This is a genomic window from Georgenia yuyongxinii (assembly GCF_006352065.1).
Taxonomy (GTDB): Bacteria; Actinomycetota; Actinomycetes; order Actinomycetales; family Actinomycetaceae; genus Georgenia; species Georgenia yuyongxinii.
This window is the reverse complement of record NZ_CP040915.1, coordinates 398,373-416,438: the sequence shown is the minus strand read 5'-3', so window position 1 is coordinate 416,438 and position 18,066 is coordinate 398,373. Positions and strand designations below refer to the sequence as shown.

The following is an 18,066-nucleotide window of genomic DNA, read 5'->3' as shown; positions in this document are numbered from 1 at the left end:
GCAGGGAGCGGCAGTTGCCCAGGGACCGGCAGTTTCCCCAGATACCCGGCTCTGGGCTCCGCGAACCTGGCCGCGCCTCCCCGTCGCGCGTGCAGCGCCAGCATAGGATCGTCGCCGTGATGTTCAAGGCCGTGGGCGACTCACGCCCCTACCCCGAGCACGGCATCACCACGCCGCGGGACTGGGCCGGAATCCCCCCGCGTCAGGTGCGGCTCGACCAGCTGGTGACCACCAAGAGCCAGCTCGACCTGCGGTCGCTGCTGTCCTCCGACTCCACGTTCTACGGCGACCTCTTCGCCCACGTGGTGTCGTGGCGCGGCACCCTCTACCTCGAGGACGGCCTCCACCGCGCCTTGCGCGCGGCCCTGCAGCAGCGACTGGTGCTGCACGCGCGCATCCTCGAGCTCGACGACGCAGGGCAGCCGGTCAGCTAGCCCCTCGGTGCGCCGCGGGTGCGGTCCGCTAGCCCTCGGTTCGCGGGGGCCGCCGGTCCGCGCGAGCGGCCACACGCTCCGGTGTCCGGCTGCCAGCGGCGAGCACGGCCACCGCGAGCACCGCGACGAGCGCGCACCCGCCCACGACGGCGAGCAGCTGCCAGGACGGGCCGGACGTCACGGCGTCGACCGTTTTCGCCGCGGAGGCCGAGGCCGCCCCCTCCACGGTGCGTACGGCGGCCGAGTCCGACGCGGGCTCGGCCGCTGCCGTCGAGGCCGCCACACCAGGGGCCGGCACCTTCATGTCCGACGGCGCGGGCGCGGCGGTCACGGGCGCTGGGGCCACGGGAGGTGCGGCGACCGCCGTCGTCCCGGCCGTAGCAGCGAACCGCAAGTCCCCCGTGACCGGGTGCCCGTCACCCGAGGTGACCCGCCAGCGCACGCGGTACTCCCCCGGGGGCAGGGCGTCCGGCAGCGGCACGACCACCTGGTCACCGGCGACCTGCGGCTCACCGGTCCCGATCAGGTTCCCGTCGGGGTCCTCGACCACCACTTGCGTGCCGACGGCCAGCACGGGCTGGCTGAAGACGAGCTGCAGCTCGCCGGGCGGCACGTCCACCGTGGCCCGGTCGGCCGGGGTAGTGGAGACGAGCTCGTCGTGCGCGGCGGCCGGCACAGTGGGCAGTACCAGCAGCGCACCGAGCACGAGGAGCAGGCGCAAGATCCTGACGGGCACGGTTTCTTCTCTCTGCGGGGCTCTCTGTGGGGCCGGTGCTCAGCCGAGGTCGGTGATGACGCGGCCGACGACGTCCGGCACGGGCACGGGGCCGAACACACGGGAGTCGATGGAGCCGAACCGGTTGTCGCCGATGACGAACACGTGGTCGGCCGGGACGGTGACGGGCCCGAAGAAGGTGGCGTCGATGCGGGAGTGGTCGACGTACGGCTCTTCAACCGGCCTGTCGTTCACGACCAGGATCGCGTCGTCGATGCGGACCTCGTCCCCGGCGCGGCCGACGACTCGCTTGACCAGCAGCGTGCCGTCCGCGGGGCTGGTGAGGACGACGACGTCACCGTGCTGCAGACCGTCCAGGCGCCAGCCGAGCTTGTCCACCACCACGTGGGACCCGGTGGGCACGGTCGGCGCCATGCTGTCCGAGACCACCGGGTACCAGGTGACCGCGAACTGGCGCACGAGCAGCGCCAGGACCACCACGGTGGCCGCCGCCACCGTGAGCGGCACCCTCCGCCATGGGGCGGTGACGGAGGGCGCCGGGGCGGTGCGCTGCACTAGTCGTCGTCCTGCGAGGTGTCGCCGTCGTCGATGCACGGCGCGGCCTCGATGGGGTCGTTCACGTCCGGCTCCCCTGGCGCCATCCCCACGATGAACTGGGTCATCATGTCGTGGTCCTCGTGCGGCAGGTTGTGGCAGTGGATCATGTACCGGCCCCGGTGCGGGCCGAACTTCATGAGCACCTTCACCGTCTCGCCCTCGCCGACGTACACCACGTCCTTGGGGCCCTTCTCGTACTCGAAGGGAGCCCTGCCGTTGCGGGCCAGGATCTGGAAGTCGACGAGGTGGACGTGGACGGGGTGGAACCAGCCGCCCGAGCTGTTCTCGAACTCCCAGATCTCCACGTCGTCCAGGGCGGGGTTGGCGACGTTCTTGGTGAAGCCGCTGTCGACGATCTCCTGCCAGCTGTGGTCACCGAGGGTCCAGATGCCGGCGTCGTTCTTCTTCAACCGCATCCGCCGGGTCTTCTTGGCCTGCGACGCCTTCAGCGCCATGACGTCGCTGCTCACCAGGGTGGTGGGGACGCGGTTCCAGGTGGGGTCGGGGCTGCCGTCGGGCCGGGTGATGGTGACGGGCGTTTCCGTGACGTCGAACCGCATGATCTTGCCGGTGTAGTCGTAGTCGACGTTGTTCTTGTTCGAGGTGTTCTGCAGCTCGACGCTGGTGCCGGCCTTGTACTTGGAGAAGTCGATGAGGACCTCGTACCGCTCCGCCCCGGCGTGCCGCCAGGACGTCACCTGCTTCGTCACGGGCAGCAGGCCACCGTCGGTGGCGACCACGGTGACGGCGTCGCGCGTGCTGAGCCGGAAGTTGTAGGAGCGGGAGATCGAGGCGTTGAGGATGCGGAAGCGGTAGACCCGCCGTTGGACCTTCATCACCGGCCAGGGCGCGCCGTTGACGAGGATGACGTCGCCCCACAGCCCGGAGTGGCTGTTGTCGTCCCAGGCGAGGTTGCCGTTGCGTGCGAACATCGCGTCGGTGACGGTCAGCGGCACGTCGAAGTCGCCCTGGGGCAGCAGCTCCCGCTCGGCCGGGTCGTGCAGGTGGTACTGCGCGGCGAGGCCGGAGTAGGCGTTCTGGGCGGTGTTGTGCACCGCGTGGTCGTGATACCAGCGTGCGCGCCGGCTGGAAGTTCGGGTACTGGTAGTACTTCTTGTACCCCACGTGCGTCAGGTCGTTGGCGTACCCGTCGAACTGCGGCACCGATGCGGAGCCATGCAGGTGGGTGGAGGTGTCCAGCGGGTAGCCCCACTCGGGGTGGACCAGCGGTCTGCGGGCGGCCGGCGACGTCGTCGGCACCTTCCTGCGCAAGTCCCTCGCCGAGCCGGCGCACCGGGCCGCCGGCGGGCCGCATCCAGTTCTCGTCGTCACCTGATGCGCAAGCCGTGTACGCGCGGTTTCATCCGCCGCCATACTGCTCCTGCACGATGCCGGAAGCAGGGGGGCTGTGGATGGGACGCGCCATGACCTCCGATGCCTGGGAACTCTCCCCGGCAGGTGGAAGTCCATGACCACGACGTCGGGAACAGCTGCACGGTAAGCCGGACCGTCGGTGGAGCCGACGTTGCGGTCGCGTTCATGGATGGACCCCCTGATGGCGTGGACTCATCGTCGTGCGGACGCCCTGTGTCAGCGAAGACCCATCTGAGGGTGTGGGGTCTCCCTAAAATTGGGGTGCCCGAAACCCTGCGCGCGACGTGGTTCGTCTTCTTGCGGACAGTGCGCCTGGCACGCCCGTCACGGGTGTGCGCCGGAGTGCCGTGCCCCGGCCGGGTCCCCTTGCTCCACTACGGTGACCCCTGTGCCAGCCACCGCCACCCCCGATGCCGAGCAGCAGCGCGCCGTCCGACGGCGCCGGCTGCAGCAGCGTCAGACCGTGATCTTCGGCGGACTCATCGCCGTCATGCTCGTCATCGGGCTGATTGCCGCGGCGATGTGGGCGGGCATGCTCCCGGCTCCGTTCTCACGAGAGTTCACCAGCGCCTCGCCCACCGAGGAGGACCTCGTCACGCCCTGCGTGCCGGAGGGAGCCACCCCGGTGGCGTTTCCGGACGTCACCGCCAACGTCTACAACGGCACCGACCGCCGCGGCCTGGCCGGAGCGACCGCGGCCTCCCTCGGCCAGCTGGGTGTGGTTGTGAACCAGCAGGCGAACTGGCCGCAAGGCACGTACTCCGGCGCAGTCCAGATCGTCGTCGGCCCGCTCGGCGTGACCGCCGGGAACTCCGTCGCGCGCCTCTTCCCTGGTGCCGTGGTCACTCTGGACGGCTCCCGCACCGACGAGACGATCGACATCGTCCTCGGCGCCACCTACGAGTCGATGCTGCCGGCCGAGGAGATCGCCGCGCTCGACCCGGCCACGCCGCTCGTCTCCCCGGAAGGCTGCACGCCGGTCGCGTCGGCCGGGGGCGCGCCCGCGTAACTGCTTGCGCTGAAGCTCGGTTCTCACCCGACGCGGTACGGGCTGTGGGTCATGCCTCGGGGGTGACCGGGGGGTCGGGTGTTCGTGCCGGCTTGGCTTCTGGTTTTCGTGCGGGTTTGGTTTCTAGGTAGGCGATGCCGGCGTCGAGGTCGATGCCGAAGGGTGGGGCGCCGTCGCCGGGTCGTTCGATCTCGAGGCGTTGGCGTTCGCGTTCGTCGGTCAGGTGTTTGAGTCCGGGGTCGAACATCGAGAAGACCTCGTCGAACATGGCCTGATCCTAGGAGCGGTAGCCGGGCGGCGGGGTGGGGACCGCGGGGCTGGGTGTGGATGGACGGCGGGGCGGGGGTGTGGACGGTGGGGCGGGGGTGTGGGCGGGGGGTGCGGACCCGGGCCTGCGCGGCTGCTGATCGACCGCCGCGGGAACGGAGTCGGGAGAATCCCGACCCGGGGCCGTGGCCCCGGGTCGGTGTTAGTAGGGCGGGTCGTCGTCGCTGGGTGGGGGGAGGCGTTTGCCGAGGGGTTTGGGCGGTGGTCGGATGTAGGTGTGCCCGGTCAGGGCGGTCCAGATGATGTTGCCGGTGGTCTCCTCGCGGGTGGCGGTCCACCATTTGTTGGTCTTGAGGTTGTGGTGGCGCCGGCACAGGGCCTGCAGGCGGATCTTGGTGGTCTGCTCGATCAGCTCGGCGATCGCGGGGTCGTAGGACGCGATGTGGTCCAGGTCGGCCTTCCACGCGGGTTGGCGGCAGCCGGGGAAGGTGCATTGGATGTCGCGGGCGATGACCTGGCGGGTCAGGTCCGCGCCGGGGCGGTACTTCTTCGACCCCAGGGCGCGGAAGCAGCCGGTGGCGTCGGTGAACAGGCCACGCCAGGTGCCGTCCTGGGCGATCTCGCGGGCGAGGTCGGCGGGGATGGGGCCGTACCCGCCGAGCTGGGCGGGTTCGTCGTCCAGGCCCAGGAGGGTGGGGGCGGCCATGGTGACCTGGATCTGGGGTTTGACCCCGTGGTAGGTGGGGAGCTCGTGGCCGTCGAGGTCGACGCCGCGGGTGAGCACGGTGGTGAACAGGTCGGTGAAGACGTCGGCGCGGCGTTGGTCCAGGGTGCGGGTGTCGAGGTCGTTGGGGCCCTTGGCCGCGTGGGCGAGGGCGTCGAGACAGATCCGGGTGGCCCCGGCCTGGTCGGCGCGGATGAACGCCGAGACCCACGCCATGTTCTCCGGGGCGGGCTCGAACCGCACATGGCGGTCGGCGAAGGCCTTCTCCCGGCGTTTGGTCGCGGCGTCGACACCACCGGCATCCACCGCCGCCCAACGCAGAAGATCACGTAGCTGCGACCCGGTCAGGTCCTCCACCCCCAACGTCACCGCCACCGCCTCCGCACCCTCCACGTCGGCATCGACATCGGCATCGGCGTCCGCGGCGTCCGCGTCGGCGGTGTCCGTGTCCGTGTCGATGGCGTCGCCGTCTGTGACCGCATCCGCCTGTGTGGCGTCCTGGTCAGGGGTGGCGGTGGTGTCGGCGGTGTCCGAATCCGGCTGGTCGCCGCCGCCACCGGCGCCGGCGCCGGCACCGGCGGTGTCGGTGTCGGTGTCGGTGGTGGGGTGGTCGGGGTGGAGGTGGGTGCGGATCGGCACGCCGAGGATGTCGGCGACGACCTTGCGGTGGTCGGCCACGGACAGCCCGTCCTCACGGTTGAGGAGCACGTCGGCCTTGCGTTTGTCGATCCGGCCGGTGGTCAGGGCGTCGGCGACCTCGGGGAACAGGTCCAGCCCGGCAGCGAAGTGGACCTTGGCCTGCCCGGCGTAACCGGTGATGCCCAACCGGGCGGAGATCTCCGCGCCGGCACTGGTCAGGGCCAGGGAGGTCGGGCCCCGCCGGTCGGTCAGCTCACGCACCGCGCGGGCCTGGACGGCCATCGCCCACGACGCCAACCGCTCCGCGCCGGCGATCGCCTCGACGATCGTGGCGTCGTCCGCGTCACCGACGCACATCCCGCCCAGCACCGAGGCCAACCGCCCACCCGGGGCGAGGCGTTCGAGGAAGACCGCCGGCGCCGACGTCAGCCCGTACCCCGACTCCCACTCCTCACGCACCCCCGGCGGGTCCTCCACCTCCGCCTCTAGGCCCTCCGGCACCGCGTCGGCGTTGTCGGCGCCCAGGTCATCGCCGACAACCGGGCCAGAACTGGCGACGAAGTCGAGCCCCGCGGCGGCCGGGCCGGGCTGACCCAGCGCGGACGCCTCGCCCGGGCCGGAGCGGTGGCCGGCTACCGGGTCGCCGTCGCTCGAACGGGTGTCGAGGTCGGCGAACCAGCCGGCCCCGTCCGCGTCCGCTGATGCGGATGCGTCCGCGGACGGAGACTCGGCGGTAAACGCGACGGTGTCGGAGGCGGCGGCCGGGCCGCTCGCCGCGGCGGTGTCGCTGACCGCGGCGCTGGCTGTCGCGGCCGCTGCGGCGAGCTCCTCGTACCGGTCCCACCACGGCGCGGAAAGCACCAGCTCGGTCATGTCCACGGCGACCTCAGCGGCCGCCGTTCCCAACGCCGCCTCGGGCACCGACAGGTGCACCATCAACGTGCCGCCGGACTCCACGACGCGGACCGAGGGAAAGGCCAACGCCACCGCGCCACCCGCCCCGCTCACGCCGTCGTCCTTGACCATGAAACGACGCTATCCGCGACCACTGACATTGCCCTCGGCGCCGCCGTGATCTGGGGATATGTAACGAGAGGGAACAAACTGACACTTGCCCCGCTTCGGCTCAGCCCCGGCTTCGGTTCCTCACTGCTCGCGGCGCAACGAGCCCTCCTCGAGCTCCGTGCCCGCGGGCGCCGACGCCGGGGACGCAGCCTCCTGGCTCGTGCCGCGGGCCCGCGCGATCTGGCGCATGACGTGATAGATCAGCAGCGCGGCGGCCGAGCCGAGCGCGATGCCCTCGAAGCGCATGTCGCCGACCACCCAGGTGAAGTTCGCGATCCCGATCACCAGGGCGATGGCGGCGGTGTTGAGGTTGACCGGGTCAGAGAAGTTCACCCGGTTCTGCACCCAGATGCGCACGCCCAGCATGCCGATCATCCCGTAGAGCACGGTCGCGGCCCCACCGAGCACCCCGGCCGGGATCGTCGCGACGACGGCGCCGAACTTTGGCGACATACTCAGCAGGAACGCCACCAGGCCCGCCACCAGGTACGCCGCGGACGAGTAGACGCGGGTCGCGGCCATGACGCCGATGTTCTCCGCGTAGGTCGTGGTGCCGGAGCCACCGCCGGAGCCGGCGAGCACGGTGGCGACCCCGTCGGCGAACAGTGCCCGCCCGGTGACGTCGTCGAGGTTCTGGCCCGTCATCGCGGCGACGGACTTGACGTGGCCGACGTTCTCGGCGATCAGGACGAGCACCACGGGCAGGAACAGCCCCAGGGTGGCGGGCTCGAAGGTCGGTGCGGTGAAGTCGGGCAGACCGAACCAGGGGGCGTCGCGAACGGCGTCGAACTCCACCTCACCGCGGATCGCGGCGGTGGCGTAGCCGATGAGGACGCCGAGCAGGATCGACAGCCGGCCGACCAGGCCGCGGAAGAGCACGGTGATCAGGACGATAGATGCGATGGTCACCACTGCGGTGAGCGGCGCGAGCTTGACGTTGTTCCACGCCTCTGGGGCCAGGTTAAAACCGATGAGCGCGACGATCGTCCCCGTGACGGTGGGCGGCATGACGATGTCGATCCATTTCGCCCCGGCGAAGTGGACCACCAGGCCGACGATCGCGAGTAGCACGCCGACGGAGATGATGCCGCCCAGCGCGGAGGATTGGCCGAACAGGTTGGATGCCGCGGCGATGGGTGCGATGAAGGCGAAGCTCGACCCGAGGTAGCTCGGCACCCGCCCGCCGGTGATGACGAGGAAGAGCAGGGTGCCGACCGCCGAGAAGAACAAGGTGGTGGCGGGGTCGAAGTTGGTGATGAGCGGGACGAGGAACGTCGCCCCGAACATGGCCACCACGTGCTGTGCGCCGATGCCGATGGTGGCGGGCCAGCTCAGCCGCTCGTCAGGGGCGACGACGGTACCGGGGCTGATGTGCCGCCCGTCGCCGTGCAGCTTCCAGCCAGCGAATCTTCTTGCCTCTACGCCCACGGCGACCTCCCGATGCTCGTTCACCCTGCGCCCACGTGATCGAGGGGCCGGCTCGGGTGGCAAGAGTAGCCACGGCGCGGACCCCGACCGCGCCGCGTGTCATCCTGGCGGCAGGAGGCACCGATGGAGAGCACTCCCGAGAGCACCCCCGGAGGGCCGGTCGCTCCCCCGCCGGCCGAGGCGCCGCTGGACCCGGTGGCCGTCGCCGCGCTCGCCCTGGGGCTGCTCGCCGTCGTCCCGGGCCTTGGCGTGGCAGCAGTGGTGTGCGGTCATGTGGCCCTGCGCCGCGGTCGGTCCGCGACCGGGACGGGTCGGGCCATGGCAGGGGCAGTGCCCGGCCGCGCCCGGGGCAGCCGGGGGTTCGCGCTCGCCGGGCTGGCGCTGGGGTACGCGATGACGGCGCTGTGGCTGCTCCTCGCCGCCGCAGTAGTCGCCGGGAGCGGCCGGTGAGCCGGTTCTACCGCCGGGCGCTCGCCGTCGTCCCGGACGGCGGTCCCGGCCCGCCCGGACGGCCCGGTCTGGCTACCCTGCCCAGGTGAGACCCTTCCTGCTCCTGGCGACGCGGCCCGAGGACGCCGCCGCCGACAGCGAGTACCGGGCCTTCCTGCGCTACGGCGGCCTGACCGAGCGTGACCTCGTGCGCGTGCGGCTGGACTCGGCACCGATGCCGCCGGTGTCGCTGGCCGACTACTCCGGCATCTTCGTCGGCGGCAGTCCCTACACGGGGTCCATCCCGGTTGAGCACAAGAGCGACACCCAGCGAAGGGTGGAGGCCGAGCTCGCCGGCCTGCTCGATGTCGTCGTCGCCGAGGACTATCCCTTCCTCGGCGCCTGCTACGGGGTCGGTACCCTCGGCCGGCACCAGGGCGCGACCATCGACGGCACCTACGCCGAGAACATCGGCGCCCCGTGGATCGAGGTGACCGACGACGGTGCCGCGGACCCGCTCCTGGCCGGCATGCCGCGCCGGTTCCAAGCCTTCGTGGGCCACAAGGAGGCCATGACCTCGATGCCCGAGGGCGCCGTGCTGCTCGCCACCTCTGCGGCCTGCCCGGTGCAGATGTTCCGGATCAAGGACAACCTCTACGGCACCCAGTTCCACCCCGAGCTGGACGTCATGGGGCTGCTCGAGCGTGTCCAGATCTACCGCGACGCCGGCTACTTCCCGCCCGGCGAGCAAGAGGCCGTCGAGCGCGCCTGCCGTGACTCGCAGGTGGACATGCCGTTCCGGGTGCTGCGCAACTTCGTCGCCCGCTACGCACGGGACTGAGCAGCGGAGGGGCGCTGCCTGGCCCGGCTTGCGGCGCGCGGAGGGGCGCTGCCTGGCCCGGCAAGGCGGCACGAGCAGTCATCGCGCTGCTCATCGCGGGTGCGTGTGCCAATCTGTGCGGATGACTGACGCGGAAGTTACGACCCTCACGAGCCGAGCGGTCGTCACGTCCCTGCCCACCGAGCACGGCACGTTCCGCATGCTCGGCTACGACGGCGCAGGCGGGCTCGGCCATGTGGCTCTCGTCCTGGGGGACGTCGCCGGGGGCACGCTGGACGAGCTCGCCCCTCTCGTGCGGGTGCACTCCGAGTGCCTGACCGGGGACGCACTGGGCTCGCGCCGCTGCGACTGCGGCGAGCAGCTCGACGCGGCGCTACGGGAGATCAGCCGCGAGGGCCGCGGGGTGCTCGTCTACATGCGCGGCCACGAAGGCCGGGGCATCGGCCTGCTCGCGAAGCTCCACGCGTACGCACTGCAGGACTCCGGGGTGGACACAGTGGACGCAAACCTGCGGCTCGGCTACCCGGCGGACGCGCGAGACTACGCCGACGCCGCGGCGATCCTGCGCGACCTCGGGGCCACCCGCATCCGGCTGCTGTCCTCCAACCCCGACAAGACCGAGCGGCTGACCGAGCTGGGGATCGAGGTTGTCGCCCGGCAGAGCCTGCCGGTGGCCGACCGCCCGGAGAACGCCTTCTACCTCACGACCAAGCGCCTGAGGATGCGGCATGACCCCGTGCCGGCCACGGACACCTGGACCGAGCTGACCGCGGGCCGCGTGCCGGCCCGGGCGTCCGGCCCCGACGCCGTCCTGCTCGACCGCTACGGACCGCTCGTGGCGACCGGGGCCCGGCTGACGATCGCCCAGCTCGGCCAGAGCGCCGACGGCTTCATCGCCGCCCGCACCGGCGACGCCGAGTTCGTCACCGGCTCCGAGGACCGTGAGCACCTGCACCGGCTGCGCGCCCTCGTCGACGCCGTGGTGGTCGGCGCCGCCACGGTGGTCGCGGACGATCCACGGCTGACCGTGCGGGACGTGCCCGGCAGGTCGCCCGTGCGGGTGGTGCTCGACCCGCGGGGCCGCATCCCGGCCGACAGTCGCCTGCTGCGCGAGGCCGACGCCCCCACCCTGTGGTGCGTGGCAGCGGGCACCGCCGTGCCGGCCGGGCTCGCGGCGCACGTAGAGGTGGTTCGGCTGATGGCCGGCCCGGACGGCTTCGCACCGGCGGAGGTCCTCGCCGAGATGCACCGCCGCGGGCTGGGACGGGTGCTCGTCGAGGGCGGCGGCCGCACGGTCTCGGCCTTTCTCGCCGGCGGGCTGCTCGACCGGCTCTTCCTCACGACGGCGCCTGTGCTCATCGGCGACGGCGTGCCAGGCATCCGGTTCACGGGCTCGGACCGCCTCGCCGACGCGCTCTCGGCGCCGGTGCGCCGGTTCGTGCTCGGTCCCGACATCTGCACCGAGTTCGACCTCACGGCGGTCCGCGCCGCCTGACCCCGCACCGCCCCGCACGCCCCCGCCCCTTCCCGCGAGATGTCATCTTCTCCGGGAGATGTCGTCTTCTCAGTGAGAAGTCATCTTCTCCGGGAGATGTCATTGGCCCGTGGGCGTGCCCGGTGCTCGACCGAGGGGTGGAGCCCGTGCCGCACCGGCTCACATTGGCTGTGCCAGCGCCGCGAGGACCTGCGCGGCTGTGACGTCCCAGCCGGGCAGCCGGCCGCGTCGCTCCCGAGCGGCGGCGGCCCACGCGTCACGCAGGGGCGGCGAGGTCAACCACTCCCGGAACGTGGCCGCGAGCGCGTCGGGGTCGCCCGGGGGCACGGCCCGGCCCGGCGGCTCGGCTGGGTCGGTCGCCACGGCCCGGCCCGGCGGCACGGCCCCGTCCGGCGCCCGTCCGCTGAGACCTCCCGCTCCCACTGAGCCGGACGCCAGCGCCTCGACCGCTCCCGTCCCCGCCGGCACCACGGCGGGCACCCCGTGGGCGAGCGCCTCGAGCACTACCAGACCAAATGTCTCCGACCGGGACGACAGCACGAGCAGGTCCGTGCGTGCCCACTCGGCCTCCAGCGCCGCACCAACCTTCGCCCCGGTGAGTGTCACCCGGTCCGTCAGTCCCGCCGCCGCGATCTCGCCGCGCACCACCGCCGTGTAGGCGGGGTCCACGCCCGTGGCGCCCACGAGGCGCGCGGTCCAGGCGAGGTCGCGGACCTGGGCCAGCGCACGCACCAGGGTGACTTGGTCCTTGCCGGGGACGAGGTTGGCCAGCGCCATGAGCTCCGGCGGTGCGGGCGGCCGGGTTCCCACGGCCGGCGGTGCGGGCGGCCGGGTCCCCGCGGCCGGCGGTACGGGCCGGGTTCCCGGCGCGGCCACGTGCGCCCGCACGCCGTAGCGGCGCACGAGGTCCTCTGCCGCGGCGCTGCTCGGGCAGATCACCACCGAAGCCGCCCGCAGCGCGGCGGCCTCCGCCGCGGCCCGCCGTTGCCGCTCCGCCACGGCCAGCCCGGCGACGTCGGAGGGCAGCATGTGCAGCAGCACTGCCACCGTGGTCCCGGCCGCGACGGCCGCACCCACCTCGGCCGGCGCCCCGCAGGCCACGATCGCGTCGACAAGTACCGTCTCGTCCCGGGCGCGCGCAGCGGCCAGCTCTGCGGCAAGCACCGCACGGTCGGCAGGCGCCGCCGTCGGCCACTCGCCCGGCACGGCGCGGATGGTGACGTCCGCTCCCCCGGCGCGCAGCGCATCGACCAGCTCGCGGTTGAAGGTGTTGCCGCCGGACGGCTCGCGAGCCGTCCAGGTGACCAGCGCCAGGCGCGTCACAGGTCGAGGGAGTACGTGGCCCAGGCGTCGGGGTGCTCGCGCAAGGTCACCTCCAGGCCCGCGTAGCGGCCGCCAGGCAGCCGGGCAGCTACCCGATCGGCGACCACTCGCGCCAGCGTCTCGGTGGTCGTGAGCACCCCGGCCAGGTCGGGGTGGTCGTCGAGGTTGGAGTAGTCCAGATCCGCCAGCGCCTCGCGCAGCAGGGTGGTGGCCTCCCCGATGTCGATGACGATCGCCTCCTCCCCCAGCTCCGCGCGCAGGAAGGTCAGCTCGACGACGAACGTGGCGCCGTGCAGCTGCTGGGCCGGTCCGAAGGCGGGGTGCGGCAGGGAGTGGGCCACCATCATGTGGTCGCGCACGGTCAGGCGGTACATACGGCTCCTCAGGGGTAGGTCACCAGGTGGCACAGTGCGGCCGGGTCGTCGGCCAGGGCGGTCATCGTGGCGGGCAGGTCGGCGAAGGCGGAGCGGCCGGTGAGGAACGCGTCGAAGGCCGGGTCGGCGAGCAGGCGCAGCGCCAGCGCGAGCCGGTCGGCGGGGGTGCGGCGCGCCCGGCGCGCGACGGCGACGGCGCCTACCTGGCTGGCTCGGACCGTCAGGCGGCGGGCGTGGAAGCCGGCCCCGAGCGGGACGCGGGGCTCGCGCGTGCCGTACCAGGACAGCTCGATCAGCTCGCCCTCGTCGCCGAGCAGCTCGAGGCCCCGGCCCAGGCCTTCCTCGGTGGCGGAGCAGTGCACGACGACGTCGCAGCCGTCGGCGGCGTCGTCCGGATGGCGCCAGGTCACGCCCAGGGCGGCCGCGAGCTCGGCACGGGCGGGGTTGGGGTCGACCAGCTGGAGCCGGTCGAGGGGGAAGGTCCGCAGCAGCGCGGCGACCGTGCCGCCGACCATGCCGGCGCCGACGACGGCGACCCGGTCGCCCAGCCGAGGTGCGGCGTCCCAGACCGCGTTGACGGCGGTCTCCACGGTGCCGGCGAGGACGGCGCGGTCGGTGGGGACGCCGTCGGGCACGGGGGTGAGCGCCGAGGCGGGGACGACATAACGGTCCTGGTGCGGGTACAGGCAGAACACCCGGCGACCCACCAGGTCGGCCGGCCCTGCCTCCACGAGACCGACCGAGAGGTAGCCGTACTTGACCGGGCCGGGCAGGTCACCGGCCTGGAACGGGGCGCGCATGGTGTCGGCGACCTGCGGCGGGACCTCGCCGCGGTGCACCAGCAGCTCGGTGCCGCGGCTGATCCCGGAGCGCAGCGTGCGCACCAGCGCCTCCCCCGGCCCGGGCTCGCGAGCGGGCTCCGTGCGGAGCTCGCCCCGGCCGGGCGCCGTCGTCCAATACGCGCTCCACATGGACCGATTCTGTCGTGCCCGGCCGCTGCCGCACGTCGGGACGACGGCCCGCTGCCCTGCGCCGCGGCACGCGGTGACGTTGCGCACCCTGCGGCGCGGGTGGGCGCCGGCACCCGGCGCAGTGACTGCCGCCGGTTACCGTGGGGGGCATGCACCTGCCCGCCGAGCTCCTCGACGTGCGCGCGATCGCGTTCGACGTCGACGGCACCCTGGCCGGCGCCGACCACATGGTGAGCCCCCGCACGCTGCGCGCGCTGGCCGCGCTCGACGCCGCGGGCGTCGAGCCCATCGTCGTCACCGGCCGCATCGTCGACGCCGCAGTCGAGGTCCTCACCGCCGCCGGCATCGACGGGTACGTGATCGCCTCCAACGGCGCCGTCGCGGTGGACACCCGGCAGGCCGAGCCGCTGCACACCGCCGTCATGGCCGCCCAGGACGTCGAGTCGCTCGTCGCGTTCGCCCTCGCCGCCGACGTCGAGCCGCTGGTGTTCACCGCCACGGACATGGTGGTCGGCGAGGACAGCCTCGCCTACGACTACCTCGTCGCCGTCCACCCGGACTCCGTCACCCGCAAGGTCCCGCTCCGCGAGCTGCCGCTCGACGGCGTCACCAAGGCCATGCTCTTCGGCGCCACCGAGCGCCTGGACGAGCTCGACGACGCTGTGCGCGCCGCCTTCCCCCGCGCCGTGCGCTCGATGGACAACGTCTTCGAGCTGGGCCCCGCGGGCGCCGACAAGTGGGTGGCGCTGGCCGCGATCCTGCACCGCCTCGGCATCGAGCCCTCCCAGGTGGCCGGCCTGGGCGACGGCGAGAACGACGTCCCGTGGCTCTCCCAGGTGGGGTGGCCGGTGGCCATGGACAACGCCCGCGAACCGGTCAAGGCCGTCGCGCGGCTCCACATCGGTCACCACGGCGACGACGCCGCGGCCGCGTTCGTCGAGGCCCTGCTCGCCGCCCGCGCCGCCGCCTCGCGGGACGTCGCGGGCCACGCCGGGCAACCGGGCCACGCCGGGCAACCGGGGCACGCCGGGCACGCCCGGTGAGTGCCGTCTCCGACAGCCCGGTCCCCGACCGGGCCCGACAGGCGCGGCTCGCCGTCGCCGCCCTGTTCTTCACCAACGGGGCACTGTTCGCCAACGTCATCCCGCGCTACCCGCAGATCAAGGCCGAGCTGGGCCTGAGCAACGCCGCGTACGGCACCGTCCTGGCGGGTTTCCCGCTCGGTGCCCTCGTCGGGGGCCTCTTCGCGGCGGCCCTCATCGGCCGGTTCCGCTCCTCCCGCGTCGCCGCGCTGGGCATCGTGCTCCTCGCCGCGGCGATCCTGGGCATCGGCTTCGCGCCGACGGCGGCGCTGCTCGCCGTCGTCCTCCTCATGGGCGGGGCGGTGGACGCCCTCGTGGACGTCGCGCAGAACGCGCACGGGCTGCGGGTGCAGCGGCTGTACGGGCGCTCGATCGTCAACTCCTTCCACGGGGTGTGGAGCATCGGCAGCGTCACAGGCGGGCTGATGGGTGCGGCCGCGGCGGGTCTTCAGGTGCCGCTGGTGGCGCACCTGTCCGTGGCGGCTGCGATCTTCGCCGCCGTGGCGCTGGTTGCGTACAGGTTCCTGCTTCCTGGGCCGGAGGACGCCGAGCGGGTACCGGCAACCGTTGCCGACCCGAACGCCTCCGCCGTCATCGAGCCACCCGTCCCCGCTGCACGCGGCTGGCGCCGGTGGGCCGGCCGGGTGCCACGGGCCGCCGTGGCGGCGCTGGCCGTGCTGGGCGTGCTCGCAGCCTGCGGTGCCCTGGTCGAGGACGCGGGCAGCTCCTGGGCCGCCGTCTACCTCTCCGGCGACCTCGGCGCCGACGCCATCACGGCTGGCTTGGGCTTCGTGGCGCTGTCGGTCGCGATGACGGTCGGCCGGCTCACCGGCGACCGCGCCGTCGACCGCTTCGGCACCGCTGCGGTGGTACGCGCCGGCGGGGTGCTCGTCGCGGCGGGGATGGGGCTGGCACTGGCGTGGCCGACGGTGGGCACCACGCTCGCAGGGTTCGCCCTGGCCGGTCTGGGCGTGGCCACCCTCGTGCCGGCCGCCATGCACGCGGCCGACGAGCTGCCCGGCCTGCCGGCGGGCGCGGGCCTGACCGTGGTGAGCTGGCTGCTGCGGGTCGGGTTCCTGCTGTCCCCACCGGTGGTCGGCATCATCGCCGACGCCGCCGGGCTGCGGGCAGGGCTGCTCACCGTGGTCGTGGCCGGGCTGGGGATGCTGGGGCTGGGTGGGTGGCTGGTGCCGCGGCGGTCGCGGCGCTGAGGGCCGGAGACAAGCGAACGGCCCGCGCCCGGTATCCCGGGTGCGGGCCGTTCGGCTCGGCGGTAGCGGTGGGATTTGAACCCACGGAGGCTGTTAACCTCACACGCTTTCGAGGCGTGCTCCTTAGGCCGCTCGGACACGCTACCTCGCCGTGCGATGCTACCTGCCCGCCGGAGACCTCCCCAAACCGGCCCGCAGTGGCACCGGTCACGCTCCACCGATGCCCCGGCTCAGCCGTGCCCCCCGATCGGGCGTTCCACCGACGGCGCGCCGCGATTACCGTGAGGGCGTCGCGACGACGCGGGAGGACACCATGGGCGAGACAACGATCGCGGGCTACGACTACGGCGAGGTCAAGCCCTCACCGGTGACCCGGGAGGAGCTCGAGCTGCTCAAGCGGTCGGTGCTCTTCGGCCCCGAGGACGAGGCCGCCCTGCGCCGGGCGGGTGAGGTCCTCGGCGGCCAGGTGGAAGACGTCCTCGACGTCTGGTACGGCTTCGTCGGCGCCAACCCGCACCTGCTAGCCGACTTCTCCACCCCGGAGGGCGAACCGGTCACCGCCTACCTCGAACGCGTGCGCGGCCGCTTCGGCCAGTGGATCCGCGACACCTGCGCCCGCCCCTACGACGACGTCTGGCTCGCCTACCAGGAGGAGATTGCCGAGCGCCACACGCCGGAGAAGAAGAACAAGACCGACGGTGTCACCTCGGTGCCCTACGTGCCGCTGCGCTACCTCATCGCTCTGATCTACCCCATCACGGCCACCGTGCGGGACTTCCTCGCCAAGGGGGACACCCCCGCGGCCGACGTCGACGCCATGCACGAGGCCTGGCGCAAGTCGGTGATCATGCAGGTCGCCCTGTGGTCGCGCCCGTACGCGACCGCGCTGTGGTGAGGCTCAGCGGCCCAGCACGTGCTCGTTGACGACCGTGCCGTCGGCGAAGCGGGCCAACGAGAAGCTCGCGACGTCGTCGTCCGGGGTGCGCCCCTCGGCGAGGTCGGCGAGCACCGTGCCCATCAGGGCGGAGAACTTGAAGCCCTCCCCCGAGTCCCCGCACGCGACGACGACGCCGCCCGGGAGGGTGTCGAGGACGAAGCGCCCGTCCGGTGAGAGCGTCCAGGAGCACACCTGCGCGTCGAGGGCGTTCGGGGTGAGCGCGGTGAGGTCGCGACGCACCCGCGCGACGGTCTCGGCCACGAGGTCGGCGTCCGGGGTGCGGTCCAGGTCGCCCGGGCGCAGGTCGCGCACCGGCCGGTCCAGGCCCAGCTTGTAGCCCACGCCGGGTGTCGGCATGGCGTAGATCCCGGGCTCTGCCTCGCGGGGTCCGTCGAACAGGCACGGGAAGTCGTCCGCCGCGCGGGGCGCCGCCGGGTCCCCGACATGGACCACCTGCTCCAGGCGTGGCCGCAGGGGCAGGTCGACCCCCAGGCCCGCGAGCAGCCGCCCGGCGCCGGGACCGGGCGCGAGGACCACGGTGTCGGCGTCGAACGTGCGGCCGTCCTCGCACACCACGCGCACGCCCTGGCTGCGTGGCACCACCTCGGCCACCACGGCACCGGTGACGAGCTCGCCGCCCGCGGCGTCGAACAGACCCGCCTGTGCGCGCAGCGACTCGGCGGCCAGGACGGGCCCGGCCTCCTGCTGCCACACCGCCGGGCGCCCGTCGGGGCGCAGGCCGGGGAAGAACCGGGCGACGTCGTCGGGCTCGACGAGGTCGTGCGCGACGCTCTCGCTCGCCAGCGCGGCGGTGACCGCCGGGACGGTGACGTCGTCGCGCCAGAGCAGACCGCGGCGCAGGAAGACCTCCCGGCCGCTGCGGGCGGCCAGGCGCTCCATGGCCTCGACGCTGCGCAGGCCAAGCCGGACGCGGGCAGCGTCGGGATGGGTCAGGCGCCACAGCCGCGTCGGGCCGGAGGACGAGCTCAGTGGGTTCCCCACGCCGTACCGGTCCAGCAGGACGACGTCGTGCCCGCGGCCGACCAGCTCGGCCGCCGCCGGCAGGCCCCAGGCTCCGGCCCCCACCACCACGCAGCGCATGCCGGAAGCGTATCCATCGGCGCACTCAT

General features: G+C 73.1%; 18 protein-coding genes and 1 tRNA gene. 8 read left to right on the top strand and 11 right to left on the bottom strand.

Annotation, left to right across the window (positions count from 1 at the left end; genetic code table 11):
* Window positions 1-116 precede the first annotated feature (116 nt).
* Window positions 117-434, top strand: coding sequence for a type II toxin-antitoxin system VapB family antitoxin (locus tag FE374_RS01855; protein ID WP_139926979.1), 318 nt, complete (start codon window positions 117-119; stop codon window positions 432-434).
* A 28-nt stretch (window positions 435-462) separates the two neighbouring features.
* Here FE374_RS01855 and FE374_RS01850 read toward each other — a convergent pair whose 3' ends face one another.
* The 3 genes from FE374_RS01850 to FE374_RS01840 are packed head-to-tail and all read right to left on the bottom strand — an operon-like array spanning window position 463 to window position 2,822.
* Window positions 463-1,170 carry a copper resistance CopC family protein gene (locus FE374_RS01850; RefSeq protein ID WP_139926978.1) on the bottom strand — a complete coding sequence of 236 codons (708 nt, stop codon included), beginning with the start codon at window positions 1,168-1,170 and terminating at the stop codon, window positions 463-465.
* A 39-nt stretch (window positions 1,171-1,209) separates the two neighbouring features.
* The gene (gene lepB, locus FE374_RS01845; protein ID WP_223173617.1) at window positions 1,210-1,665 is read right to left on the bottom strand and encodes a signal peptidase I; all 456 of its coding nucleotides are present in this window, start codon (window positions 1,663-1,665) and stop codon (window positions 1,210-1,212) included.
* A 59-nt stretch (window positions 1,666-1,724) separates the two neighbouring features.
* A complete protein-coding gene (locus FE374_RS01840; protein ID WP_230978423.1) occupies window positions 1,725-2,822 on the bottom strand; it encodes a multicopper oxidase family protein in 1,098 nt (365 codons plus the stop codon).
* 707 nt (window positions 2,823-3,529) lie between these two features.
* Between FE374_RS01840 and FE374_RS01835 the strand changes: the two genes are divergently transcribed.
* The gene (locus FE374_RS01835) at window positions 3,530-4,150 is read left to right on the top strand and encodes a LytR C-terminal domain-containing protein (RefSeq protein ID WP_139926977.1); all 621 of its coding nucleotides are present in this window, start codon (window positions 3,530-3,532) and stop codon (window positions 4,148-4,150) included.
* Between the two features lie 49 nt (window positions 4,151-4,199).
* On the opposite strand, the gene FE374_RS01830 is transcribed toward FE374_RS01835, so the two are convergent.
* The 3 genes from FE374_RS01830 to FE374_RS01820 all read right to left on the bottom strand — a co-directional run bounded on the left by FE374_RS01830 (window position 4,200) and on the right by FE374_RS01820 (window position 8,297).
* A complete protein-coding gene (locus tag FE374_RS01830; RefSeq protein WP_139926976.1) occupies window positions 4,200-4,418 on the bottom strand; it encodes a DUF6191 domain-containing protein in 219 nt (72 codons plus the stop codon).
* A 201-nt stretch (window positions 4,419-4,619) separates the two neighbouring features.
* Window positions 4,620-6,806: an HNH endonuclease signature motif containing protein gene (locus FE374_RS01825; protein ID WP_139926975.1), complete on the bottom strand. Its 2,187-nt coding sequence runs from the start codon at window positions 6,804-6,806 to the stop codon at window positions 4,620-4,622.
* 120 nt (window positions 6,807-6,926) lie between these two features.
* Complete coding sequence (locus tag FE374_RS01820; protein ID WP_230978422.1) at window positions 6,927-8,297, bottom strand: uracil-xanthine permease family protein; 1,371 nt, start codon at window positions 8,295-8,297, stop codon at window positions 6,927-6,929.
* 99 nt (window positions 8,298-8,396) lie between these two features.
* Between FE374_RS01820 and FE374_RS01815 the strand changes: the two genes are divergently transcribed.
* From FE374_RS01815 to ribA, 3 genes are all read left to right on the top strand, one after another.
* A complete protein-coding gene (locus FE374_RS01815; protein ID WP_139926974.1) occupies window positions 8,397-8,723 on the top strand; it encodes a hypothetical protein in 327 nt (108 codons plus the stop codon).
* A gap of 85 nt (window positions 8,724-8,808) precedes the next feature.
* Window positions 8,809-9,543, top strand: a complete 735-nt coding sequence (locus FE374_RS01810; protein ID WP_139926973.1) for a glutamine amidotransferase — start codon at window positions 8,809-8,811, stop codon at window positions 9,541-9,543.
* Between the two features lie 121 nt (window positions 9,544-9,664).
* The gene (gene ribA / locus FE374_RS20155; protein ID WP_139926972.1) at window positions 9,665-11,038 is read left to right on the top strand and encodes a GTP cyclohydrolase II; all 1,374 of its coding nucleotides are present in this window, start codon (window positions 9,665-9,667) and stop codon (window positions 11,036-11,038) included.
* A gap of 159 nt (window positions 11,039-11,197) precedes the next feature.
* Here the strand turns inward: ribA and FE374_RS01800 are convergent, their stop codons facing one another.
* Genes FE374_RS01800 through FE374_RS01790 form a run of 3 tightly spaced genes read right to left on the bottom strand, consistent with a single transcriptional unit; the run spans window position 11,198 to window position 13,706 of the window.
* Window positions 11,198-12,361 carry a glycosyltransferase family 4 protein gene (locus FE374_RS01800; RefSeq protein ID WP_139926971.1) on the bottom strand — a complete coding sequence of 388 codons (1,164 nt, stop codon included), beginning with the start codon at window positions 12,359-12,361 and terminating at the stop codon, window positions 11,198-11,200.
* Entirely contained in the window at window positions 12,358-12,735 is a 378-nt protein-coding gene (locus tag FE374_RS01795) for a 6-pyruvoyl trahydropterin synthase family protein (RefSeq protein ID WP_139926970.1), read from the bottom strand. Before FE374_RS01795 ends, FE374_RS01800 begins: the two co-directional genes overlap by 4 nt.
* Window positions 12,736-12,743: 8 nt before the next feature.
* Window positions 12,744-13,706, bottom strand: coding sequence for a zinc-dependent alcohol dehydrogenase (locus tag FE374_RS01790; protein WP_139926969.1), 963 nt, complete (start codon window positions 13,704-13,706; stop codon window positions 12,744-12,746).
* Between the two features lie 149 nt (window positions 13,707-13,855).
* On the opposite strand from FE374_RS01790, the gene FE374_RS01785 reads away from it, so the two are divergent.
* Together FE374_RS01785 and FE374_RS01780 are read left to right on the top strand one after the other, a co-directional pair.
* Window positions 13,856-14,749, top strand: coding sequence for an HAD-IIB family hydrolase (locus tag FE374_RS01785; protein ID WP_139926968.1), 894 nt, complete (start codon window positions 13,856-13,858; stop codon window positions 14,747-14,749).
* Window positions 14,746-15,999 carry an MFS transporter gene (locus FE374_RS01780; RefSeq protein ID WP_139926967.1) on the top strand — a complete coding sequence of 418 codons (1,254 nt, stop codon included), beginning with the start codon at window positions 14,746-14,748 and terminating at the stop codon, window positions 15,997-15,999. Before FE374_RS01785 ends, FE374_RS01780 begins: the two co-directional genes overlap by 4 nt.
* A 60-nt stretch (window positions 16,000-16,059) precedes the next feature.
* On the opposite strand, the gene FE374_RS01775 is transcribed toward FE374_RS01780, so the two are convergent.
* Window positions 16,060-16,145, bottom strand: a tRNA-Ser gene (locus tag FE374_RS01775).
* 167 nt (window positions 16,146-16,312) lie between these two features.
* On the opposite strand from FE374_RS01775, the gene FE374_RS01770 reads away from it, so the two are divergent.
* Window positions 16,313-16,894, top strand: a complete 582-nt coding sequence (locus FE374_RS01770; RefSeq protein ID WP_139926966.1) for a protoglobin domain-containing protein — start codon at window positions 16,313-16,315, stop codon at window positions 16,892-16,894.
* 3 nt (window positions 16,895-16,897) lie between these two features.
* Here the strand turns inward: FE374_RS01770 and FE374_RS01765 are convergent, their stop codons facing one another.
* A complete protein-coding gene (locus tag FE374_RS01765) occupies window positions 16,898-18,037 on the bottom strand; it encodes an FAD-dependent oxidoreductase (RefSeq protein WP_139926965.1) in 1,140 nt (379 codons plus the stop codon).
* Window positions 18,038-18,066: the final 29 nt, after the last annotated feature.